Origin of the sequence: Neorhizobium galegae, from assembly GCF_017877055.1 — a bacterium.
GTDB lineage: Bacteria > Pseudomonadota > Alphaproteobacteria > Rhizobiales > Rhizobiaceae > Neorhizobium > Neorhizobium galegae_D.
Map to the genome: position 1 here is coordinate 523805 of NZ_JAGIPG010000002.1, position 21958 is coordinate 545762.

General features: G+C 62.0%; 21 protein-coding genes. 9 read left to right on the forward strand and 12 right to left on the reverse strand.

Features of this window, described 5'->3' with window-relative positions:
- The first annotated feature begins 42 nt into the window (after positions 1–42).
- Positions 43–1080, forward strand: a complete 1038-nt coding sequence (gene pyrC / locus J2857_RS12890; RefSeq protein WP_210010559.1) for a dihydroorotase — start codon at positions 43–45, stop codon at positions 1078–1080.
- A 24-nt stretch (positions 1081–1104) separates the two neighbouring features.
- On the opposite strand, the gene J2857_RS12895 is transcribed toward pyrC, so the two are convergent.
- On the reverse strand, positions 1105–1488 hold the full coding sequence (locus J2857_RS12895) for a hypothetical protein (protein WP_210010560.1): 384 nt from the start codon (positions 1486–1488) through the stop codon (positions 1105–1107).
- Between the two features lie 228 nt (positions 1489–1716).
- On the opposite strand from J2857_RS12895, the gene J2857_RS12900 reads away from it, so the two are divergent.
- From J2857_RS12900 to J2857_RS12910, 3 genes are all read left to right on the forward strand, one after another.
- Positions 1717–2895 (forward strand): GGDEF domain-containing protein, encoded by a 1179-nt coding sequence (locus J2857_RS12900; protein ID WP_210010561.1) that lies wholly within the window; start codon positions 1717–1719, stop codon positions 2893–2895.
- 85 nt (positions 2896–2980) lie between these two features.
- Positions 2981–3676 (forward strand): orotate phosphoribosyltransferase, encoded by a 696-nt coding sequence (locus tag J2857_RS12905; protein WP_210010562.1) that lies wholly within the window; start codon positions 2981–2983, stop codon positions 3674–3676.
- A 77-nt stretch (positions 3677–3753) separates the two neighbouring features.
- Positions 3754–4680 carry a carbohydrate kinase family protein gene (locus tag J2857_RS12910; protein WP_210010563.1) on the forward strand — a complete coding sequence of 309 codons (927 nt, stop codon included), beginning with the start codon at positions 3754–3756 and terminating at the stop codon, positions 4678–4680.
- A gap of 28 nt (positions 4681–4708) precedes the next feature.
- On the opposite strand, the gene J2857_RS12915 is transcribed toward J2857_RS12910, so the two are convergent.
- The 4 genes from J2857_RS12915 to J2857_RS12930 form a co-directional block, all read right to left on the reverse strand.
- Positions 4709–5554 (reverse strand): class I SAM-dependent methyltransferase, encoded by an 846-nt coding sequence (locus J2857_RS12915; RefSeq protein WP_210010564.1) that lies wholly within the window; start codon positions 5552–5554, stop codon positions 4709–4711.
- Between the two features lie 51 nt (positions 5555–5605).
- A complete protein-coding gene (gene pgi, locus J2857_RS12920) occupies positions 5606–7231 on the reverse strand; it encodes a glucose-6-phosphate isomerase (protein ID WP_210010565.1) in 1626 nt (541 codons plus the stop codon).
- An 87-nt stretch (positions 7232–7318) separates the two neighbouring features.
- Positions 7319–8563, reverse strand: a complete 1245-nt coding sequence (locus J2857_RS12925; protein WP_210010566.1) for an alpha/beta hydrolase — start codon at positions 8561–8563, stop codon at positions 7319–7321.
- A 138-nt stretch (positions 8564–8701) separates the two neighbouring features.
- Positions 8702–10399, reverse strand: a complete 1698-nt coding sequence (locus tag J2857_RS12930) for a long-chain fatty acid--CoA ligase (protein WP_210010567.1) — start codon at positions 10397–10399, stop codon at positions 8702–8704.
- Between the two features lie 277 nt (positions 10400–10676).
- On the opposite strand from J2857_RS12930, the gene J2857_RS12935 reads away from it, so the two are divergent.
- The gene (locus J2857_RS12935; RefSeq protein WP_210010568.1) at positions 10677–11069 is read left to right on the forward strand and encodes a PRC-barrel domain-containing protein; all 393 of its coding nucleotides are present in this window, start codon (positions 10677–10679) and stop codon (positions 11067–11069) included.
- Positions 11070–11166: 97 nt separating this feature from the next.
- On the forward strand, positions 11167–12279 hold the full coding sequence (locus tag J2857_RS12940; protein WP_210010569.1) for a hypothetical protein: 1113 nt from the start codon (positions 11167–11169) through the stop codon (positions 12277–12279).
- 20 nt (positions 12280–12299) lie between these two features.
- Here the strand turns inward: J2857_RS12940 and nadE are convergent, their stop codons facing one another.
- From nadE to J2857_RS12955, 3 genes are read right to left on the reverse strand one after another with little or no spacing between them, the layout of a single operon-like run.
- Positions 12300–13298: an NAD(+) synthase gene (gene nadE / locus J2857_RS12945; RefSeq protein ID WP_210010570.1), complete on the reverse strand. Its 999-nt coding sequence runs from the start codon at positions 13296–13298 to the stop codon at positions 12300–12302.
- Complete coding sequence (locus J2857_RS12950) at positions 13295–14848, reverse strand: class I adenylate-forming enzyme family protein (protein ID WP_210010571.1); 1554 nt, start codon at positions 14846–14848, stop codon at positions 13295–13297. Before J2857_RS12950 ends, nadE begins: the two co-directional genes overlap by 4 nt.
- 10 nt (positions 14849–14858) lie before the next feature.
- Entirely contained in the window at positions 14859–15113 is a 255-nt protein-coding gene (locus J2857_RS12955; RefSeq protein WP_210010572.1) for an acyl carrier protein, read from the reverse strand.
- A gap of 159 nt (positions 15114–15272) precedes the next feature.
- Here J2857_RS12955 and xth point away from each other — a divergent pair, with 159 nt between their 5' ends.
- Positions 15273–16046, forward strand: a complete 774-nt coding sequence (xth, locus tag J2857_RS12960; RefSeq protein ID WP_210010573.1) for an exodeoxyribonuclease III — start codon at positions 15273–15275, stop codon at positions 16044–16046.
- On the opposite strand, the gene J2857_RS12965 is transcribed toward xth, so the two are convergent.
- Positions 16043–16882, reverse strand: a complete 840-nt coding sequence (locus J2857_RS12965; protein WP_210010574.1) for a GNAT family N-acetyltransferase — start codon at positions 16880–16882, stop codon at positions 16043–16045. The two genes, xth and J2857_RS12965, sit on opposite strands and share 4 nt — an antisense overlap.
- Positions 16883–16906: 24 nt before the next feature.
- Positions 16907–17857, reverse strand: a complete 951-nt coding sequence (locus tag J2857_RS12970) for a D-2-hydroxyacid dehydrogenase (protein WP_210010575.1) — start codon at positions 17855–17857, stop codon at positions 16907–16909.
- Positions 17858–17982: 125 nt separating this feature from the next.
- Here J2857_RS12970 and J2857_RS12975 point away from each other — a divergent pair, with 125 nt between their 5' ends.
- On the forward strand, positions 17983–19098 hold the full coding sequence (locus J2857_RS12975) for an NAD(P)/FAD-dependent oxidoreductase (protein ID WP_210010576.1): 1116 nt from the start codon (positions 17983–17985) through the stop codon (positions 19096–19098).
- Positions 19099–19116: 18 nt separating this feature from the next.
- Here J2857_RS12975 and J2857_RS12980 read toward each other — a convergent pair whose 3' ends face one another.
- The gene (locus J2857_RS12980; protein WP_210010577.1) at positions 19117–20043 is read right to left on the reverse strand and encodes a dihydrodipicolinate synthase family protein; all 927 of its coding nucleotides are present in this window, start codon (positions 20041–20043) and stop codon (positions 19117–19119) included.
- Positions 20043–20747, reverse strand: a complete 705-nt coding sequence (locus tag J2857_RS12985; protein ID WP_038583504.1) for a ribonuclease activity regulator RraA — start codon at positions 20745–20747, stop codon at positions 20043–20045. The genes J2857_RS12980 and J2857_RS12985 overlap by 1 nt, the downstream gene beginning before the upstream one ends.
- Positions 20748–20910: 163 nt before the next feature.
- On the opposite strand from J2857_RS12985, the gene J2857_RS12990 reads away from it, so the two are divergent.
- A complete protein-coding gene (locus tag J2857_RS12990; protein ID WP_210010578.1) occupies positions 20911–21942 on the forward strand; it encodes a uroporphyrinogen decarboxylase family protein in 1032 nt (343 codons plus the stop codon).
- The last annotated feature ends 16 nt before the right edge of the window (positions 21943–21958 follow it).

A 21958-nucleotide genomic window follows, 5' to 3' on the forward strand; every position in this document is an offset into this window, starting at 1 on the left:
GATGTTATGGCGGATGGATCGACCACGTCCGGAAGTTCTCCCATGAAGACGCTCACGCTCCGCCGCCCTGACGACTGGCACCTGCACCTGCGCGACGGCGACGTCCTGCGAGCGGTGATCGGCGATACGAGCCGGCATTTCGCACGCGCAATCATCATGCCCAATCTGGTGCCGCCGGTGGTGACGACCTCGGATGCCAGGGCCTATCGCGAGCGCATTCTCGCCGCCCTTCCGGCGGGCGACCGGTTCGAGCCGCTGATGACGCTCTACCTGACGGAACATACCGATCCGGATGATGTGGAAGAGGGCAGGAGGAGCGGCCTGATCTCGGCGGTGAAGCTATACCCCGCCGGTGCCACAACCAATTCCCATGGCGGCGTGCGCGATTTCAACAAGGCGATGCCGGTTCTGGAACGCATGGCGAAGATCGGCCTGCCGCTCTGCGTGCATGGCGAGGTGACCACTCCGGAGGTCGATATCTTCGACCGCGAGGCAGTCTTCATCGAGACCGTGCTCGATCCGTTGCGCAAACGCCTCCCGGAACTCAAGGTCACGATGGAGCACGTGACGACCGCCGACGGTATCGACTACATCAAGTCGTCGCAGGGCAATCTCGCCGGCTCGATCACTACCCACCACCTGATCATCAATCGTAACGCGATCCTGGTCGGCGGCATCCGCCCCCATTATTACTGCCTGCCGGTCGCCAAGCGCGAGAACCACCGCCTGGCGCTCAGGGCGGCGGCGACATCCGGCGACTCGCGTTTCTTCCTCGGCACGGATTCCGCACCCCATGTCGATCCGCTCAAGGAATGCGGCTGCGGTTGTGCCGGCATCTATACGTCCATCAACACCATGAGCTGCCTTGCGCATGTGTTCGAGGACGACAACGCGCTCGACAAGCTGGAGGCGTTCACCTCGCTGAACGGCCCGGCCTGGTATGGACTGAAGCCGAACGAAGAGACGATCACGCTTGAAAAGCGTGACGAGCCGATAAGGTTTCCGGCCAAGCGCGAGAGCGGCGCCGGCCCGATCACAGTCTTCGATCCAATGTTCCCGCTTCATTGGGACGTCATGTGACGTCCCTCCGGGACCTTCAGACAACTATTTCACGGGGCGGCATACACCGACATCGTCCGCGCCTGGCCGGCCGGCATTCAGGTCTTCGAGCTGCGGCAGGGGGCCCGCGCTGCCGGCGTGGCTTTCGAAGACCTTTCGGTCGATCTTGACTTGGCGCCCCGCTGACGTGAAAGCAACCATACCGGTTTTTCCGACATAGGCGGACGTTGCAGTCATCAGGCAGAATTCCCGAGCTTTGTCTTTCGACAGGATCCAGCCTTGCGCGCCGCTCGGGCCGCGTGTCAGCTTGCCCGTCTTGTACCCTTGGCTGACCAGTTCCTTATAGGATGCCGCCTGGACTGGAGCGGCTATGGAAACTGCGACCATAGCGACGACGGCAAGAAATACCCTAAGAAAATTTACGGACATATGGAAACGATCCCCCTTTGTGCGATGGAGAATGCATAGCGATGCGGGACCTGGATGTACATCCATTCCGTGTAATTCGTGGCGATCTATAAACGAGATTGCCGATGAAGTTGCTCAGGATGGGACGGATAAGACTTAGATCGATCCGGTAACCTTTTGGATAGAATCCGGGCTTAGCTTGGCGCCCAGGATTTTCCCGCGGGGATGTACCCGAAGAGAAAGCTAGGCATGATGCTCGACTACCATTCTCTTCTGCTCGCGCTGGGCGTCTCGGCGGCGTGCCTGATGGTGACGCTGTTCGGGACATGGTATTCGCGTCGCACCGATTCTTTCCTACTCACCCTTGTCATCGCGCTCTGCCTGACTGTTTCGGGCATTTTCGCCTACAGTTCCTATACCGTTGAAGCCGATGTTGTGGGTGCCTCGATTGCCTATACCTTCCTGATGGCAGGGTTCAGCACGATCTATGCGGCATCCGTACAGTTTCGCAGCGGCACGCGGCCCTGGATCATGGCCGGTGCCATTACCGCCGCTTCCGTGACTTTCGGCTTGCCGCTGATGATTGCCGGCTTCGACGGTCTCGGGTTCATCGTCATGAACCTTGCGACGGCCGCGCTGCTTCTCGGAACCGCCAGGCAATATTGGCGCGCACGCGGGGAGGCGCCAGGACCGCTGATCGGAATGGCGGTGCTTTATGCCGCCACCTCCGTCTCGTTTGCCTTGTGTGCTTTGGTCCTGATCGACGGGCAACAATGGGTGCTGGGCCACGCGCCCGACAACTGGGCCGAAAACCTCAATATCGCTGTCTGCATCGCCGGAATGACCGGCATCGGTGCGCTGTCGCTGGCACTGCATCAGTGGCGCATGGCAGCCCACCATCGCTACGAGGCGATGACCGATGCGCTGACGGGGCTTCTCAATCGCCGTGCTCTCTTCGAGCAGCATGGCCATCGCATTCTCGGTTCGTCGACCGCCGTCGTCGTTTTCGATATCGATCGGTTCAAATCCATCAACGACCAGCATGGCCATGCCGCCGGCGACGAAGTGCTGAGGCTGTTTGCCGACGATCTCAGGAGCGGCACTAAAATTCGGAACACCGTGGCGCGGCTTGGAGGCGAGGAGTTCGTGATGATCCTCGTCAACGTCCTTCCCGGACGGGCCGAGCGGATCGCCAACGACATTTCCCGTTGCTTCGCCGCCCGCGAGATCATCATCGGCGAGGCGGTGCTGAAGTGCACGGTCAGCGCCGGTGTCGCTGTGGGTTCCCCGACTGGCCAGCCTTTCGAAACCGTACTCAGCCTGGCCGACAACGCGCTCTACGAAGCAAAGCGGGCCGGCCGCGATCGCGTGCATGTCGCAGGCTATCTGCGTCCGGTGGACCTGAACGAAACGCGCACCACCGCCTGATTCCCTCCTTATTTTTTGCATCGTCTGGCGTACTCTGCCGCATGCTGCTATTGCGGCGCGTGGTTTTGACAAAAGGAGCGGGCGCATGATTCAAACCACATTTCCGGACCGCGGCGTAATGGCCGAACTGATGGCAAAGATGCTTTGGGAGATCGGAGCGGTCCATTTCAGCGCCGACAAGCCCTACAAATTCGCCTCGGGGCTGATGAGCCCGGTCTATATCGACTGCCGCAAGCTGATTTCCTATCCGCGCATCCGCTCGGCGATCATGGATTTCGCGGCCGCGGCCGTCATGCGCGACGCCGGTTTCGAGAAATTCGACTGCGTTGCCGGCGGTGAGACGGCGGGCATTCCCTTTGCGGCTTTCCTTGCCGAACGTTTGGGCCTGCCGATGATCTATGTCCGTAAGGCGCCGAAGGGCCACGGGCGCAATGCACAGATCGAGGGCCATCTGCCGGAGGGTGCGCGCGTGCTGGTCATCGAGGACCTGACGACCGCCGGCGGCAGCATGTTCAAATTCATCGATGCGATCCGCGCAGCCGGCGCCACTGTCGATCACGGCATCGCGCTCTTCTTCTATGATATCTTCCCGGAAGCCTACGAGCGCTTCTCGAACGGCCAGGTGAAGCTTCATCACATTGCCACCTGGCGTAACGTTCTGGCGGCAGCCAGGGACGGCAAGCTTTTCGATGAAAACACGCTCTCGGAAGTCGAGGCCTTTCTCGATGCACCGTTGGCCTGGTCGGGACGCAATGGCGGCGTCAGCGAGATAGCGCTCTGATTTTTTGCTCTGGCCTTTTGGCAAAAGCTCGCTTAATCGATTGAAAAAGTGACTGAGAAAGCGCGCGGGAGGATTTGATGATTTTGTGCTGCGGCGAAGCCCTGATCGACATGCTTCCGCGTGACACCACGCTCGGCGAAAAGGGCTTTGCGCCTTACGCCGGCGGCGCGATCTTCAACACGGCGATTGCGCTCGGCCGGCTTGGCCAGCCGGTTGCGTTTTTCACCGGCATTTCCGACGACCTGATGGGAGATGTCCTGCGGGACACGTTGGCAAGAAGCGGGGTGGATTACAGTCTCGCCGCGGTTTCCTCGCGACCGACGACGATCGCTTTCGTCAAACTCGTCAACGGCCAGGCGACCTATGCTTTCTACGACGAAGGCACGGCCGGCCGGATGATCACAGAGGCCGACCTGCCGGTGCTCGGCGATGACTGCGAGGCGATGCATTTTGGCGCGATCAGCCTGATCCCCGAACCCTGCGGCGGCACCTACGAGGCACTGATGGCCCGCGAATACCGGAAGCGGGTCATCTCCTTCGATCCGAATATCCGCCCGGGCTTCATCAAGGACAAGCCGAAGCATGTGGACCGTGTCCGCCGTATGGCATCCATGTCGGACATCATCAAGTTTTCCGATGAGGACCTTGACTGGTTCGGCATGCAGGGTGACCACGATACGCTCGCGGCGCATTGGCTGGATCAGGGCGCCAAGCTGGTTGTGCTGACCCGCGGTGCGGATGGCGCGACCGGTTATACCAAGAGCTTCAAGGTTTCGGTACCGAGCGAGCGCGTCACCGTGGTCGACACGGTCGGCGCCGGCGATACGTTCGATGCAGGCATTCTCGCCTCGCTGAAGATGCAGGACCTGCTGACCAAGGAAAAGGTCGCCAATCTCGCCGAGGATAAGGTCGCCAATGCTTTGGCGCTGGGCGCAAAGGCGGCCGCCGTCACCGTATCGCGGGCCGGCGCCAATCCGCCCTTCGCCCATGAAATCGGTCTCTGAGTCCCTGATTTAACGAGCGCCCGCCGGTTCAGGCGGGCGGCGTCTGGCGCGCAAACAGGATGTGGGGGCCGGCCTCTCCCTTGCCGGAGTGCGGAGCGGCGCCGAAATACCGTGCCGCCGTGCCAGCAGGGCCAAGATCCTCGATATGTTGGAAGCCCATTGCCGTCAGCTCCGCCGGAAGCTCGGCCGGATCGAGCAAAGTGATCCAGGGTTCGCCGGTCGCGGCGGCCTTCGCCCTTATGGCCTCGGCGCGTGCACGTCGTTCCGGCGGATAGTTATCGAGCGGCTCGGAATAATCGAAGACAATACCCGTCCCGGTGCCGCTTGCGACGAAGCGCAGCAGCGAGAAGACGGTCTCCCGTTCGAGATAAGGGACGACGCCGAGCCAGATATAAAGGGCGGGTTCGTCGTGGCGAAAACCCTGCGTCGCCAGCCGTTCGGAGAGATCCTCACGCTCGAAGTCGACGGGGACAAAGGTCATGTCGGCAGCAAGGCCGGCAGCGGACAGCCTCTCCCGCTTCCAGGCCTGGGTTGCCGGATGATCGACTTCGAAGACCGTCACGCCCAGATCGCGATAAGGATTGCGCAGCCCGAGCGTATCGAGCCCGGCGCCAAGAACGACGACCTGTCTCACGCCGCGTTCGACCTCGGCTGCCAGGCAATCGTCCGCGAAACGGCTGCGTGCGGCAATGAACAGCCGGAACATCCGTTCGGACGAGTTGAGCGCCCGCGCATCGGCCTCGGCAAGCGCCTTGTCGTCGAGGATCGCCCGGGCATAGGGATCTTTGAAAACGAAGGCGTTATCGGCAATCTGGTGGGCGGCGCGATGGCCCGCGACTGTGCGGGCCGTGCGGCTGGCTTCTTTGCTTTCCATCAATTCCTCCATTTACAAAGGAAATATTCTGGCGCCAGGGACGCCGAAGTGTCATTTCCGGGCGGCGAGCAATGCTTTCACCAGCCCCTGCGTCGAGGCGTCGTGGCTGGCAGCGCTTTCCTTGCCCTCCACGACGGGCAGCAGGCCGGTCGCCAGTTCCTTGCCGAGCTCGACGCCCCACTGGTCGAACGAGTTGATGCGGAAGAGCACGCCTTCGACGAACACCCTGTGTTCGTAGAGCGCGATCAGCCTGCCGAGGGCGAACGGCGTCAGCTTGTCGTAGACGAAGGTGATCGACGGGCGGTTGCCGGTGAAGACGCGATGCGGCGCGATGAAATCGGCCTGTTTGTCGTCCATGCCCTTCGAGGTCAGCTGTGCCTTGGCCTGGGCAACCGTGCGGCCCTTCATCAGCGCTTCCGACTGCGCCAGGCAATTGGCGATCAGCAGCTCATGCTGGTGGCGCAGATGCGGCTCGAAACTGTTGGCGGCGATCATGAATTCGGCCGGAATGACCGTCGTGCCCTGGTGAATGAGCTGGTAGAAAGCGTGCTGGCCGTTGGTGCCGGGTTCGCCCCAGACCACCGGGCCGGAATTGCCCTCGACCGGGGTGCCGTCGATCGTCACGCCCTTGCCGTTCGATTCCATGTCGAGCTGCTGCAGATAGGCCGGGAAGCGCAGCAGCCGCTGGTCATAGGGCAGGATGGCGCGGGACGGATAACCGAGAACGTTGCGGTGATAGAAGCCGATCAGGCCGAGCAGCATCGGCAGGTTCTGGCGCACCGGCGCGGTGCGGAAATGGGTGTCCATTGCATGCGCGCCGTCCAGGAACCTACCGAAATTCTCACGCCCGACGGCGATCATCAGCGGCAGGCCGATCGCGGACCAGATCGAATAACGTCCGCCGACCCAGTCCCAGAACCCGAAGATGCGGTCGCTCTCGATGCCGAAGGCGGCGACCTTGTCGAGCGCGGTGGAGACGGCGCAGAAGTGATGCCCGACGGCTGCTTCCCCGAGCTTGCCGGCGATGAAGGCACGCGCCGAAGCCGCATTGGTCATCGTCTCGATGGTGGTGAACGTCTTGGAAGCAACGATGAACAGCGTCGTTTCCGCATCGAGCAGCTTCAGCGTATCGGCGATATGGGCGCCATCGACGTTGGAGACGAAATGCGCCCGGGGACCGTCATGGAAGGGCGCCAGCGCCAGGGTGACCATCACTGGGCCGAGATCGGAGCCGCCGATGCCGATATTGACGATATCGGTGATCTTCTTGCCGGTCGCGCCCTTCAGCGCCCCCGAGCGGATGCCATCGGCGAACTTGCCCATGGCGGTGAGCACGCCGTTGACATCCGGCATCACGTCCTTGCCATCGACCAGGACAGGCGTATTGGAGCGGTTGCGAAGTGCCGTATGGAGGACGGCGCGGCCTTCCGTGAAGTTGATCGGGACGCCTGAGAACATTTCCTCGCGCTTGGTCGTGACACCACCGGCATCTGCCAGCTTTTCGAGCAGCCCCATGATCTCGTCGTTCACGGCCGTCTTGGAATAGTCCATCAGGAGATCATCGAAAACGGCGCTGAACTTGGCAAACCTGCCGGAATCGGCTGCGAAGGCGGCGCGGATATCCGTGGCATTGGTTTTCGCGACGGTGGCTTTCAGGTCTTGGACGATGGCCTGCATGGGGGGCTCCTCGGCACTCGGAATGGGATGATCGGGAACCTATTCGGTTTCCATGTCAAATCAAGCACGGCCGTAATGACGATGCGTTTATTGTCCAACCGCGGTCCCGACGGCGTTGCCGATCGAGTTGCCGAAGCGGTCGACCTGATCCTTGTAGTTCCGGCGGGTAGTCGGATCGAAGATGGCGATTGGCGTGCTGACGGCCACGCTCGCGGCGCTGCCCACGGTCTGAGCTGTCCCGAGGGCCACGGCGCCGAGCGTCTCGCCGAGCCCGACGTCCGAATCGGTCACCGTCTGGCCTTCGATCAGCCGGTTGCCGATCAGCTTCACCACTTCCGGGCTTTCCGCGAACTTGCCGTGGTTCAGCCGGTCACCGGTTTTGAGCGCGGTGAGGTCGAGGACCACGATGCCCGCTTTCTCGAATTCACTGCGATAGGGTTCGACGGTGGGATCCACCTGGCCAAGCCGGTCGATATTGCCGGAAATCCGTCGCGACAGGCTGAGCGCCCGGTCGTCGCGGGAAACGAATAGCGTGAAATGCGGCCGCTTCTCGCCGATCTCTGCAAGTTGCTGGCCGAACACGTCGACATCGAGATCGGGGGAGGCGAGGATGACGTTCTGGATCTTCGGCGCCACGCGCCCGTCGCGAATTGCCATCTGGCGGAGCGCCTCGACGGTCAGCCATGATCCCATCGAATGGGCCATGACGGTGATTTCCCCGACGTTCGGCTCTTTCGCCAGCCGGCGCAGCATCTCCTCCAGCGCATCGCGGGAATAGTTGGTGCTTTCCTTGTCGTAGTTATAGGCAAAGATGCTGCCGCGCGACGGCCAGGTGAACAGTACCGGCGCCACATCCGCGTTTGAGTCATGGACGATCTGCGCAAAGCGATAGACCGCATCCTCGTAGCGGTTGTTGAAGCCGTGAACGAAGACAAAAACTCGACGGCTCTTGCCCAGGTGGCCCTTGAGCCACGACTGCGCCGCTGGGGCGGCGAGCGGCGTCACGGAAATCGTCGTAAATTCCTTTGCCGGATTGGCTGGCAGTTTCGATGGCCACTGCACCTGCCCGACCTCGCGGGCCTTGTCCGGCGGAATGGAGACGGCAATTTCGGTGATCACCGGCTCCTTGCCCCGCTCGCCGGAAAAAAGCACGCCGGGCGTCTCGGTCGGGCGTCGCGTAGTCGCCACCAGCACGTCGACCTTCGAGGTTCCGGCCATCTGGATCTTGGTGGGGATGAGCACGCCTTCGGGACGTCCTGCGCAGCTTGCAAGGACGCCCGCCACCGTGAGAACGGCGGTTATGCGAAACGAAAATCCGGCGCGGTTCTCCAAGCGAACTCCAACATTGCTTTGCCCAGCCCCTCAAGAAAGGGCTAGTCATGGATTGCCGGATCGTCCACCACTAACGCCGAGTTTCAGCCGCGACGACACACGCTTGGCCATCGGGTGTCGCCGCGATGCAACGGTGGGTTAGCCGCGCAACTCCCGCCGCAGAATCTTCCCGACATTTGATTTCGGCAGTTCGGTGCGGAATTCGATAAAGCGCGGGCGCTTATAGCCGGTCAGGCTGGCCACGCAATGGGCCTTGACGTCGGCCTCCGTCAGGTTGGGATCCTTCTTGACCACGAAAAGCTTCACCGCCTCGCCGGAATGTTCGTCCGGCACGCCGATCGCCACACATTCCAGCACGCCGGGATGGGTCGCGACGACCTCCTCGACCTCGTTCGGATAGACGTTGAAGCCGGAGACGAGGATCATGTCCTTCTTTCGGTCGACGATCTTGGTGTAGCCCTGGCGGTCCATATAACCCATGTCGCCGGTCCGGAAATAACCGTCCGTCGTCATGACCTTGGCGGTTTCGTCCGGGCGGTTCCAGTAACCGGCCATCACCTGCGGGCCGCGGATGCAGATCTCGCCGACATCGCCGAGCTCCACTTCGGAATCGTCGTCGTTACGGATCGAGATCTCAGTGGACGAGATGGGAAGTCCGATCATGCCGCTGAATTCGGTGGCGTCGAGCCGGTTGGCGGTGGCGACCGGCGAGGTTTCCGACAGGCCGTAACCCTCGGTGATCTGGCAATGGGTCATCTTCAGCCAGCGTTCGGCGACCGGCCGCTGCACCGACATGCCGCCGCCGAACACGAGCAGCAGCGACGAGAAATCCAGCTTCTGGAAATCCGCATTGTTCATCAGCGCGTTGAACAGCGTGTTGAGGCCCGGGAAGATGTGGACCTTGTATTTCTGCAATTCCTTGACGAAGGCTGGGATATCGCGGGGATTGGCTATCAGGATGTTATGGCTGCCGGTCGCGACGCCCATCAGCGAATTCACCGTCAGTGCGAAGATATGGTAGAGCGGCAGGGCGCAGAGGAACTGGATCTGTTCGGGGCGCGGTTTGTTGAGGAAGGCGGTTTCCAGCCACAGACCCATCTGCTCCTTGTTGGCAAGCAGGTTGGCATGGGTAAGGATGGCGCCCTTCGAGATACCGGTCGTGCCACCGGTATATTGGAGGAAGGCAATGTCGCGGGGCGAGACCTCGACCGTATTCATCGTCTGCCGGGCGCCTTCAGCGATCACCTGCTTGAAGCTTCGGCTCGATGGCAGCGACCACTCTGGCACGAGCTTCTTCACCTTGCGAACGACCAGATTGACGATATGGCCCTTCAAGCCCAGCATGTCGCCCATCGTGGCGACGACCACATGCTTGATCTCTGTCTGTGGCAAGGCCTGTTGCACGGTATGGGCAAAGTTCTCGAGAACGAAGATCGTCTTGGCCCCGGAATCCTTGAGCTGGTAAGCCAGTTCGCGCGGGGTGTAGAGCGGGTTGACGTTGACAACCACCATGCCGACCCGAAGGATGCCGTACACGATCACCGGATTCTGGAGAATATTGGGCAGCATCACCGCCACGCGGTCGCCCTTGACGAGGCCTTGGGCCTGCAGCCAGGCGCCGATCTTGCGGCTTTCCGCTTCGAGGGCCCGATAGGTCAGCGACTTGCCCATGCTCGAAAAGGCGAGGCGGTCCGCATACCGCGCGCAACTGTCCTCGAAGAGGTCTCCGAGTGAATGATGCTGCAGCGGAGGGATCTCGGCCGGCACGGTCGGCGGATAGGAGGCAAGCCAGATCTTGGGTGGATTGGCACCGGTACGTGCGGTAACTTCGTTCATGCCGACCTCCTCTATCGTTTTTGTTGTTGTCTCGCGCTTTCCCGGCGCGTGCAGGTCAGCTCCTCCACCTTCCTGCGAACAACAGATTATGCCATGCCGCGCTAGCATCAAGCCATCGGCACAGATTTAAACAGCTATCTAACTTTGACGTAAACGTCAACGAAAGCCTAGCGCCGATATCCGAGTATAATGGGATCGACAGCGGAACATCCGAAAGGATCTGGCGTTTTCCCTGCGTTGCAAAATGCATGAGGAATCACAAAAAAGGAGGTGCGCAATGTTGCATCAAGAACCACGAGCCGGACAGGATCCCTATGTCAAGGACACTCCATCGCTGATCGCCAGCGACAAGGTCGAAGGGACAAAGGTTTATGGCGCCGACGGCAAGCATATCGGCTCCATCGCCCGCGTGCTTCTCGAAAAGCGCGGCGGTCGCGTCGGTTATGCAGTCCTGAGTTTCGGCGGCTTTCTCGGTATCGGCGACGATTATTACCCGCTGCCTTGGGAAAAGCTCCGTTACGACGAAGAGCTCGACGGCTACCGCATCGACCTGACCAAGGACCAGATCACCGGCGCCCCGCGCTACCGCGATCTGGATGACGATACATGGTTCAACGACAAGGGCCGGACGATCTACGACTATTACGGTGTTCCGCCGTACTGGATGTAAGCGTCCCGCCAATGGAATTCCGGAGGCTCCGCATGCGGGGCCTCTTTTCGTTTATTTAATTCTCCTGATGCAAGGTCCTCGCGACAAGGGGATGGCGATGACGGGAAAGACGGAAGCGGGCACGGTCCGCGATTTCGAGCGCGGTGATATCGAGGCTGTAGCGCAGCTTTTCCAGGAGACGTTCCGCAAGTCGAATGGGCTGTCGCCCTCGTTGATCGCCTATCTGGAAGAAGCCTTCTTCGATCACCCCTGGGCCGAGCCCGACATCCGTTCGAAAGTCTTTGCGGACGCCGGTGGAAGGGTCTCCGGTTTCATCGGCGTCTTTCCGTCGCGGCTGGAACTCGATGGCCGGCCGCTCCGCGCCGCCTTTGCCGGCTCGATGATGGTCCGGAATCCCAAGGAAAATCCGCTCGCCGGCGCGCGGCTGCTGCGCTCCTTCCTTGCCGGCCCGCAGGATATATCGCTGACAGAGACCGCCAATTCCACGGCGCTCGGCATGTGGCAGAAGGCCGGGCATCCGCTCGATCCCGGTTACAGCATGAATTGGCTGCGCATCCTGCGTCCCGCTTCCGCAGCGGTCGAGGTCCTGGCCAGGCGTTTGCGTCCAGCCACCCTCTTGCGCCCCTTCGGGCGGATCGCCGACCGGAGCGCGGCTTTGATCCGTGTGACGCCTCTTCGGCCGGCCGAGCGAGGCGCCTCGAAGATCACGTTCCGCGACGTCACTCGCGAGGTGTTCGCCACGGCGCTTCCGACGCTTGCCTCCAACTATTCGCTTCGCCCCCGCTGGGATGATCGTTCGTTGGGGTGGTTCCTGGAGCAGGCGGAAAACAAGCGGAATTTCGGCTATCCGGAATGGCGCGTGGGTTTTGGACCCGACGGACGACCGGTTGCGGCTTACGTTTATTTCGCCGGTCCCGGCGAGATCGGCTGGCTCCTGCAGGCACTGTCGGCGCCGAACGCGGCTGCGGAAATGGTGGACGACCTGTTTGCCCACGCTTACGAAATGGGATGCTCCGGCATACGCGGCGGCGCGCATCCCTGGCTGATCCCGACGCTGATCAGCCGCAAGACGATTTTCTACGGCCGCTCGTTCTTTGTTGCGCAGGCGCGCGAGCAGAGCCTGCTGGCGCCGATCAGGTCCGGCCAGGCGCTGATCAGCGGGTTGGCCGGCGAAAGCTGGACTCGATTGATCGGCGACCGGTTCGACTGAGCTTTCTCGGCCGAGCCCACTTAACCGAGCATAGTCACCGGTTCGGCATGCAGATATTCCGCCACCTTGCGCTTCGAGGCGATGTTGCGCCAGACGGTGTCCACCTCGTCCGGTGTCAACCCGGCAGCCTCGCCGACCTCTTCCCGCGCAATCCCGTTGTCGAGACCGTAGAGGCAAAGATCCATCCGGTCATAGGGCAGGGAAAAATAATACTCGTCCTGGCCCTGCGGCAGCGACCAGGTATCGGTGGTCGGCGGGCGTCGGCGGATTTCTGCCGGCACACCGAGCGCTTCGGCAAGCTGGTAGACCTGGCTCTTGTAGAGATGCGCGATCGGCTTAAAGTCCGCGGCACCGTCACCGCTCTTCACGAAGAAGCCCTGGTCGTATTCGAGCCGGTTCGGCGTGCCGGCGACGGCAAAGTTCAGCCGGTCGGCGTGGTAATATTCAATCTGCTTGCGGGTGCGCTGTTTCATGTTGGCGGCCGCGATCATGCCGAGATAAACCTCGAGCGGCATGCGGTGCCGGCTTTGTTCGCCGGCCGGATTGGCGACCACCAGCCAGGAAATATTGTAGCCGCGGCCGGTCAGCGCATTTTCCAGCACCACCTTGCAGCCCCAGCCTTCGCTAAATTCCGGCACGATCTGGCGGATGAAACCGTCGCGGCGGGTATAACATCCGGCCGCGGCTAGCGCCGGGCCGATGTCTTCGAGCACGGTCTCGATGCCGACTGCTTCCGCCAGCGCCCGGCCGAGCTTGAGGCTATCCGGATCGGAATCATGTTCGGGCATGAAGATGCCCGTCACCTTGCCCGGCCCGAGCGCACGGGCGCAGAGGGCCGCGGTCACGCTGGAATCGATGCCGCCGGAAAGACCGAGCACCGCGCCACGTTTGCGCAGGTCCTTCAGCACCGTCTCGCGAAGCCAGCCACAGATACGTTCGATCTCTGCCTCCGCATCGAGCTTCAGCGTTTCGGCCGAGAATTTCTCCGCGCTGTGGGCCTGCTCCAGGCTCTGGATCATGCGACATTCCCCCGTGTGACAGTGTTTGCTTCGTCAGCGCCGAGCCGGATCTTGCCGGTCGTCGTACGCGGCAGCGCGTCTCGGAACTCGACGCTTTTCGGCACCATGTAATCTTCAAGCGACTGTGCGCAGTGGCGGATGATGTCCCGCTCGGTAAGCGTCACACCGTCCTGCATCACCACATAGGCACGGACGGCCTGGCCGAAGATCGGATCGTCGATGCCGCCGACCGCCGCCTCCTTGACGCCCGGCAGCGCGTAGAGCGCGCTCTCGACTTCTTGCGGACTGACTTTTTCGCCGCGCGTCTTGATGATGTCGTCGCGCCGGCTGACGAAATAGAGAAAACCGTCTGCATCCGCCCGGAAGAGGTCGCCGGTATGCAGCCGCCTGCCGCTCGCAACCGGCGAAAGCGCACGTACCGAGTTGAGGCCGTTGCCCCAGTAACCGGACATCACATGCGGTCCTTCGACCACAAGTTCACCGATCGTTCCCGCAGGAGCGGGACGTCCATCTTCGTCGATCACGAAAGCACTGGTGCCGGGAATGGCACGGCCGACCGAAAGCGGCCGGCGGGAAACTTCTTCAGGCGGCAGATAGGTTGCCCGCAGGCATTCCGTCTGGCCGTACATCAGAAAAAGCCGGATATCCGGGAAAAGCTGCTGCAGCCGTTCGGCAAGAGCCGGCGGCATGGCCGCGGCGGCGCTGGTGATGGTGCGCAGATGCGGCAGGAAACCCGGCTCAAGGTCCTTGATGCCGGTAATCAGGGCGGCCATCGGCGGCACCAGCGGGAAACCGGTCGCCTTCACTTCGGCCAGCCGTTCAAGGATCTTGCGTGGGAACGCGAAACTCTTTTCGAGTACCAGCGTGCCGCCCACCATCGCCATCGTCACCATCTGGGTGATGCCGTAGCCGAAGGACAGCGGCAGGACGCTGAGCACGACGTCGTCGGCCGTGTTGCCGAGATAGGCGACGATCGCTTCGCAGGCGGCGATGACATTGGCGTGGGTCAGCATCACGCCCTTCGGCTGGCCGGTGGAGCCCGAGGTATGGAGCAGCAGCGCCAGCGCTTCGATGTCCCCGAATTCCCCGGGCGGAACAGGAACTTCACCGCTGACCAGATTTTCGAACCGCAGCCAATAACCGAGATCTTCGCGGGCATCAGCCTGAGCGACGATCGTCAGCGGCTGCATCTTTGCCATGGCGACAGCGGTATCCACGGTTGCCCGCTGACGGGCATTGGCGATCACCGCGGAAGCGTCCGTGCTGTTTAGAATGACAGAGAGTTTTTCCGCCTTGATCGAAGGATAAAGCGGACAGGGCACGGCGCCTGCCTTCCAGAGGCCGAAGAAGCTGACCACCGCCTCATGTGCGTTGTCGAGCACCATCAGCACCCGGTCGCCCGGCTTGATGCCGCTGCTGGCAAGGCTTGCGGCTAGGCGATCGGACAGCGCATCGAGTTCCGCATAGCTCAGCCGGACGTCGCCCGCGATGAGCGCGGTCTTTTTCCCGAAACGTCTGGCACTATCGCGGAGCCTGGCCTCTATGCGCACCGGCGCAGCCTCAGGCCGCTGCCAGCTTGGTCGACAGGTAGCTCGTCATGTTGTCGATACTGTCGAGGTTTTCCGGAACGATTTCATCGTCCGCGACGGTGATGCCGTAGGTCTGCTCCAGGAAGGCGATCAGTTCGAGCACGCCGGTGGAATCGATCACGCCGCTTTCGAGCAGCGACTGGTTGTTGGAAACCTGCGCGTCGGCCCGGAAAAGAAAATTTTCCGCAATGAACTCGCGCACGCTATTTTCGATTGCTTCCGCCATCGACGGCCCTCTCCACAAACAGTTTTTGCCGCGCGGATGAGGCGCGGTCGGTTGAAAAGGCATCTTCCGACCTATCCCTGAATGTTTTGCTAATTTCGAAAGCGCTTTTGTTCACAAGCTTAAGTGCATCCAATTTCCGGCTTCGACGTTGACGCATCCATGAAGATCGCGACCTTCAATGTGAACGGCGTCAACGGTCGCCTCGGCCTGCTCCTCGAATGGCTTGAGGAGGCAAGGCCGGACGTCGTCTGCCTGCAGGAGTTGAAGGCCCCGCAGGAGAAGTTTCCAGCCGGCTCGATCGAAAGAGCGGGATATGGTGCAGTCTGGCACGGCCAGAAAAGCTGGAACGGCGTCGCCATCCTTGCCCGCGACGCCGATCCGATCGAAACACGCCGTGGTCTACCGGGCGATCCGGAGGACCTTCACAGCCGCTATATCGAAGCCGCAGTGCAGGGTGTACTGATCGCGTGCCTCTATGCCCCGAACGGCAATCCCGCCCCCGGCCCGAAGTTCGCCTACAAGCTTGCCTGGTACGAGCGCTTCCTGGTGCATGCTCAGACGTTACTGGATACCGGCGCGCCCGTCGTTCTTACCGGCGACTACAACGTCATGCCGACCGATCTCGATGTCTACATGCCGGAACGCTGGCGGGACGACGCGCTATTCAGGCCGGAGGTACCAGAGGCTTTTTCCCGGCTGCAGGAACAAGGCTGGACCGACGCGATCCGCAAGCTGCACCCGGGAGAGCGTATCTACACGTTCTGGGATTATTTCCGGAATGCCTGGGGCCGCGATGCGGGATTGCGGCTCGACCATCTGTTGCTTAGCCCATCGATAGCGGACCGGTTGCAGGCGGCCGGCGTCGACCGCCATGTTCGCGGCCGCGAGCATGCCAGCGACCATGCACCGGCCTGGATCGAACTCGGCGACTAGGCCAGATCGATCACCATCTCCGACTGGGTCAGCGTGCTTTTCCGCCAGCCGATCCGCCGCATGAAGCGGTCGAGCAGGCCTTCCGGCACGTTCTCGATGATGAAAAGCCTGCGGCCTGGATAACGGGCGGCGAGCGCATCGATCAGCGATCGGCCAAACCCCTGGCGGCGATGGGCGGGGTCGACGGCGAGGCCGTAAAGCCGGACATGCCTGCCCGTATCATCCAGCAGTGCAACGGCCTTGCCGTCAAACGTGAACCCCTTGAGCGGTGGTCCGGCCGTCTCGAAACTCCGGGGCTCCGTTTGCCATGTGAGATCAGTATCGGCGAACCTTGCGAGCATTCCGGCAGCCCTCCCGAGCTCGCATTCCTCGCCCGGCGCCGCATCCGGCGCGGCAAGCTTGCGGCTGCGCCCGAAGCCGACCAGTTTTCGCGTGATGACAAAGCCGAGCGACAGATAGAGATCACGCGCCCGCTCATTGGTGTTGATCACTTCGAGGATGAGTTTCCGGTCGCCGCGCGCCTTCGCCGCCTCGATGGCATCCAGCATCACGCTGCGCCCGAATCCGCGGCCCCGGATCGTCGGCCCCATGCCGATCGCGCCGACCCGGGAAAGATCACCCCGCCGGCCGATCAGCAGAATGCCAGCCGGTTTTTCGCCGTCAAAATAGACGAAGCTCTCGTTGGGATCGACATGATCGCGTTCGATGCGCAACCGCAGCGACGGGACCGTCACGCTCATCGGCACCACATAGCCGGAAAAACCGGCGGTGAAGCCCTCAGCCGCATCTTCCAGGCTGCATTCCGACAGGCGTCGACGGGAAATGGCGGATGTCATGACCTCTCTCCCGACTTTTTCGCCTCACAGTACGTTGGACGGCGAACCCTTTTCGAAATTCTCGACATGGCTGATCACCTGCGCCCAGAGCATCTGCATCGCCTCGTCGCTCGCCCAGGCCACATGCGGGGTGAGGATGAAGTTCGGCCGTTCCAGGATAGTCAGCAGCGGATTGTCCGGTGCCGGCGGTTCCTTGGTCAGCACGTCGAAACCGGCGCCGCCGATCAGGCCTTCGTCGAGCGCTGTCACCAGATCCGCCTCGTTCACCAGCCCGCCGCGGGCGGTGTTGATGATCAGCGGATGCCGCTTCATTTTGCGGAATTCGGCGAGGCTGATCAGGTTGCGGGTCGCCGGCGTCAGCGGCATGTGGAAGGTAATGATGTCCGACGTTTCCAGCACCTCGTCGAAGGCGGTATAGCCGGGCTCGACCTTGTCCGCATCTTTCCGAGCCGCGAAGATAACCTTCATGCCGAACGCTTCGGCGATTTTCGCCACCGACTTGCCGAGCGTGCCGCGCCCGAAAATGCCGAGCGTCGAACCGGCCAGATCCTTGATCGGGTGGTTGAAGAAGCAGAACTGGTTGGCGCGCTGCCATTCGCCGGCGATCACGTCCTGGCGGAAGCCGACGATCGAGCGGCGGAGCGCGAAGATCAGGCCGAACGTGTGCTCCGGCACGGTGTTGACCGCATAACCGCGCACGTTGGAGACGGTGACGCCGCGCTCCTTGGCAAAGGCAAGGTCGATCACGTCATAGCCGGTTGCGGCGACCGCGATCATCTTTAATTTCGGCGCATCGGCGATCGATTGCTCGCGCACCGGCGCCTTGTTGGTGATGACGATGTCCGCGTCGGCGATGCGGGCAGCCACATCCTCCGGTGCTGTCTTGCCATATTCCACCCATTCATGCGCAAAAGCGGGCCGGGTGATCGTCACCGAGGGGCCGATCGTGTCGCGGTCTAGAAACACAATCTTCATCGCGAAAATTCCTGCATGATTCAAATCCTCCCAATCGAATCCACGGCGGCCGAAGCGCTGGCCGCAATGGATTTCTCGTATATCATCCCGCCTGTCATCCGGAAGGCCAAAGTGCGGAGAATGTCATGAGTGAGGTGCTGGCGCTCGACTGCGTCGTCATCGGTGGCGGCGTGGTAGGGCTTGCGGTTGCCCGCGAGCTGGCGATGGCTGGCCGCGACGTCGTGGTTCTCGAAGCGGAGCCGCTGACCGGCAGCATCACGTCTTCCCGCAACAGTGAGGTCATCCATGCCGGCCTCTATTATCCGACCGGCAGCCTCAAGGCGGAACTCTGCGTCGCGGGTAGCCGGAAGCTTTACGACTATTGCCGCGACCGCCACATCCCGCACACGAGATGCGGCAAGCTGGTCGTCGCCTCGAACGAGGCGGAAGTCGCCTATCTCGAAAAACTGCTGAAGCAGGCGCAAGCCAACGGCGTCGATGACTGCGGGCTGGTCGATGGCTCCGAACTTGTCCGCCTGGAGCCTGACATCATCGGCTTTGCCGCGCTCGTCTCGCCGTCAACAGGCATCATCGACAGCCATCGGCTGATGGAAGCCTATATCGCCGACATCGAAGCGCATGGCGGCAGCATTGTACTGAACTCGCCAGTCCTTGGCGGCGAGTTTCTGGCCGACGCAGTGCGGCTTTCGGTCGGCGGCCGCGATCCTGTGGAGATCGAGGCGAAATTGGTGGTGAATTCAGCCGGCCTGAATGCCTGGGCGGTTTCCGAGAGTATCGCCGGCCTCGATCGCAACGCAATTCCCGAGCGCCATTACGCGAGAGGCTGCTATTTTTCCCTGACTGGCCGCGCGCCGGCAGAGCGGTTGATCTATCCGGTACCGGAACCCGGTGGGCTTGGCGTCCACCTGACGCTCGATCTCGCAGGCCAGGCCCGTTTCGGCCCGGATGTCGAATGGGTGGAGACGATCGACTACGACGTCGACCCAAGCCGCGCCGACAAGTTCTATGGAGCGATCCGCCGCTATTGGCCAAATCTGCCGGACGGCGCCCTGCAGCCGGCCTATTCGGGCATGCGGCCGAAAATAGTCGGTCCGAACGGCGGAGGGGCCGGTGATTTTATCGTTCAGGGGCCCGAAACCACCGGCCACCCGGCTTACGCCGCACTCTACGGGATCGAAAGCCCTGGCCTCACCGCGTCCATGGCGATCGCCGAAAGGGTGGCGCGCCTGACCTCGCGATGAGGGCAGGCGGCCATTGCCTTAAAACGCCGCGCGCTTGTCGTGCCTGGCGAGACGAGTGAGCAGGTAGTCCACCTCGGCCTTGGCGGTGGGGCTCAGCATCTGGGCCGGCTTGCGCTGCGCATCCGACGTGATGACGCCGCGCCGTTTCAGCACGTGTTTGCGGATTGCCAGGCCAATGCCTGCTTGCTGCTCGTAGCGCATCAGCGGCAGATGCGCGTCGAACAGGTCATGCGCCTCGTCGCGCTTGCCGGCGGCGAAGAGATTGACCAACTCCGTCAGCATGTCCGGGAAACCGTAGCCGGTCATTGCGCCGTCGGCGCCGCGTTCCGGCTCGAAATCGAGGAACAGGCCGCCATTGCCGCAGAGGATCGAGAAGGGACGGAGTTCCCCCGCCTTCTGCATGGCGCGCAGCTTCGAGACCTTCTCCAATCCCGGCCAGTCCTCGTGCTTCAGCATCAGGCATGACGGGTGGTTGGTGATGATCTTGGCAATCACGCCCGGTGACATGACGACTGTCAGCGTCAGCGGATAATCCTGCAGCACCCAAGGCACATCCTCGCCGACCGCTTCGACGGCGCCGGCGAAATAGTTGACGATCTGGTCGTCGGTGCGCAGTGCCGGCGTCGGCGCGATCATCACGCCGGAAGCACCCATGTCCATCGCATCGCGTGCCAGCGAACGCATGCCGGCAAAACCGGGCGCCGAGACCCCGACGATGATCGGCACCTTGGCCCGCGAGACGACGCGTTTGATGATCGCCCGGCTTTCGTCCGGCTCCATTTTCGGCGCTTCGCCCATGATGCCGAGAATGGTGATGCCGGTGCAGCCGCTCTGCTCATAAAAATCCGTCAGCCGATCGATCGAATTGAAATCGATCGATCCGTCCTCGAAGAACGGCGTTGTGGCGATGGCGTAGACGCCCTTGGACTCGATCCCGAAAGTCATTATTGCGCGTCCTTCCAGGCCTGATAGCGGGCTTTCGTTTCTGCATTCATCGGATAGAGACCCGGCAGCGGCACGCCGCGGTCCACTTCGGTCATGATCCAGCCTTCCATGCGTTCCTGTTCCGGCGCTTCGGCGACGACCGCATCGAGCAGTTTGGCCGGGATCAGCACCGCCCCGTCATCGTCCACAACGACGATATCATCCGGGAAAACGGCGACGCCGCCGCAGGAGATCGGCTCCTGCCAGCCGACGAAGGTGAGGCCGGCGACGGAAGGTGGAGCGGCGATGCCGTCGCACCAGACCTTCATGCCGCTGCCGAGCACGCCTTCGGCATCCCGCATCACACCATCGGTCACAAGCCCCGCCACGCCGCGCTTCGCCATTCGCGAGCAGAGAATGTCGCCGAAAATGCCGGCATCGGTGACGCCGAGCGCATCAGCCACCGCAACGCACCCTTCTGGCATCGCTTCGATCGCTGCGCGGGTGGAAATCGGCGAAGCCCAGCTTTCCGGGGTTGCGAGATCCTCGCGGGCGGGCACGAAACGCAGCGTGAAGGCCGGCCCGACGACGCGGCCCTGGCCCGGCTTCAGCGGCTTCGTGCCGCGCATCCAGACATTGCGCAGGCCCTTCTTCAAAAGCACCGTGGTCAGCGTGGCTGTGGAGACGCCCTTCAGCGTCTCGATGATCTTGGGGTCCAGCGGCATGTATTCTCCTTGGGAATATTGAATGCCGCCTTCGCAGACGGCGGGCGATATTCGGTCGCGACTTCTCGTTCGTCAAGGAACTAACGCCCCTGTCGTTATTGACATGACGGCCGTCCGTCGAGGTATAACGTCTTTCAACACTGACACATGGGAGGATGAGACAGTGCTTTTTCCAACGACACTCGTCGGCAGTTATCCGCAGCCGGAATGGCTGATCGACCGGGCCAAGCTCGCGGGCCGTTTCCCGCCACGCGTCCGTGCCAGGGAGCTCTGGCGCATCCCCCAGGAATACCTCGCCGAAGCGCAGAATGACGCGACGATCATGGCGATCAAGGCTCAGGAGGAGGCGGGCCTCGACATCATCACCGATGGTGAAATCCGCCGCGAGAGCTATTCGAACCGCTTTGCGACCGCGCTCGAAGGGGTCGATCTCGACAATCCGGGATCGGCGCTCGATCGTTCGGGCCACCCGAACCCCGTACCGCGTATTACCGGCAAGATCCGCCGCAAGCACGCGGTGGAGGCCGAGGACGTGAAATTCCTGCGCAGCCATACGGACCGCAAGATCAAGATCACCGTTCCCGGCCCCTTCACCATGTCGCAGCAGGCCCAGAACGACTTCTACAAGTCGGAAGAAGAAGCCGCCTACGATTACGCCGACGCGGTGAATGCCGAAATCCGCGATCTCTTCGCCGCCGGTGCCGACGTGGTGCAGATCGACGAGCCCTACATGCAGGCCCGGCCACAGAAGGCCGAGCAATACGGACTAGCGGCACTCAACCGCGCGCTCGACGGCGTTAAGGGCACGACTGCCGTGCATATCTGCTTCGGTTATGCCGCGATCATCCACGAACGGCCGACCGGTTATTCGTTCCTCAACCAGCTTTCCGGCTGCTCCTGCCATCAGGTGTCACTCGAAACCGCGCAATCGAACCTCGATTGCTCGACGCTGACAGGTCTTTCCGGCAAGACGCTGATGCTCGGCGTCATCGACCTGTCGGACATGAATATCGAGACCCCGGAAACCGTCGCCAACCGGATCCGCCGGGCGCTGCCTTACGTCGAGGCCAAGAACATCATCGTCGCACCGGATTGCGGCATGAAATACCTGCCCCGCGAGGTGGCCTTCGGCAAAATGAAGGCCATGGTCGAGGGCGCCAGGATCATGCGCCGGGAGTTTGGCGAAGCCGTCTGATTTCCCATTCGAGTTC

Excerpts from the sequence above, each read along its gene's own strand:
- pyrC (WP_210010559.1), top strand. The coding sequence starts at position 43 with ATGAAGACGCTCACGCTCCGCCGCCCTGACGACTGGCACCTGCACCTG.
- J2857_RS12895 (WP_210010560.1), bottom strand. The coding sequence starts at position 1,488 with ATGTCCGTAAATTTTCTTAGGGTATTTCTTGCCGTCGTCGCTATGGTC.
- J2857_RS12900 (WP_210010561.1), top strand. The coding sequence starts at position 1,717 with ATGATGCTCGACTACCATTCTCTTCTGCTCGCGCTGGGCGTCTCGGCG.
- J2857_RS12905 (WP_210010562.1), top strand. The coding sequence starts at position 2,981 with ATGATTCAAACCACATTTCCGGACCGCGGCGTAATGGCCGAACTGATG.
- J2857_RS12910 (WP_210010563.1), top strand. The coding sequence starts at position 3,754 with ATGATTTTGTGCTGCGGCGAAGCCCTGATCGACATGCTTCCGCGTGAC.
- J2857_RS12915 (WP_210010564.1), bottom strand. The coding sequence starts at position 5,554 with ATGGAAAGCAAAGAAGCCAGCCGCACGGCCCGCACAGTCGCGGGCCAT.
- pgi (WP_210010565.1), bottom strand. The coding sequence starts at position 7,231 with ATGCAGGCCATCGTCCAAGACCTGAAAGCCACCGTCGCGAAAACCAAT.
- J2857_RS12930 (WP_210010567.1), bottom strand. The coding sequence starts at position 10,399 with ATGAACGAAGTTACCGCACGTACCGGTGCCAATCCACCCAAGATCTGG.
- J2857_RS12935 (WP_210010568.1), top strand. The coding sequence starts at position 10,677 with ATGTTGCATCAAGAACCACGAGCCGGACAGGATCCCTATGTCAAGGAC.
- J2857_RS12940 (WP_210010569.1), top strand. The coding sequence starts at position 11,167 with ATGACGGGAAAGACGGAAGCGGGCACGGTCCGCGATTTCGAGCGCGGT.
- nadE (WP_210010570.1), bottom strand. The coding sequence starts at position 13,298 with ATGATCCAGAGCCTGGAGCAGGCCCACAGCGCGGAGAAATTCTCGGCC.
- J2857_RS12955 (WP_210010572.1), bottom strand. The coding sequence starts at position 15,113 with ATGGCGGAAGCAATCGAAAATAGCGTGCGCGAGTTCATTGCGGAAAAT.
- xth (WP_210010573.1), top strand. The coding sequence starts at position 15,273 with ATGAAGATCGCGACCTTCAATGTGAACGGCGTCAACGGTCGCCTCGGC.
- J2857_RS12965 (WP_210010574.1), bottom strand. The coding sequence starts at position 16,882 with ATGACATCCGCCATTTCCCGTCGACGCCTGTCGGAATGCAGCCTGGAA.
- J2857_RS12970 (WP_210010575.1), bottom strand. The coding sequence starts at position 17,857 with ATGAAGATTGTGTTTCTAGACCGCGACACGATCGGCCCCTCGGTGACG.
- J2857_RS12975 (WP_210010576.1), top strand. The coding sequence starts at position 17,983 with ATGAGTGAGGTGCTGGCGCTCGACTGCGTCGTCATCGGTGGCGGCGTG.
- J2857_RS12980 (WP_210010577.1), bottom strand. The coding sequence starts at position 20,043 with ATGACTTTCGGGATCGAGTCCAAGGGCGTCTACGCCATCGCCACAACG.
- J2857_RS12985 (WP_038583504.1), bottom strand. The coding sequence starts at position 20,747 with ATGCCGCTGGACCCCAAGATCATCGAGACGCTGAAGGGCGTCTCCACA.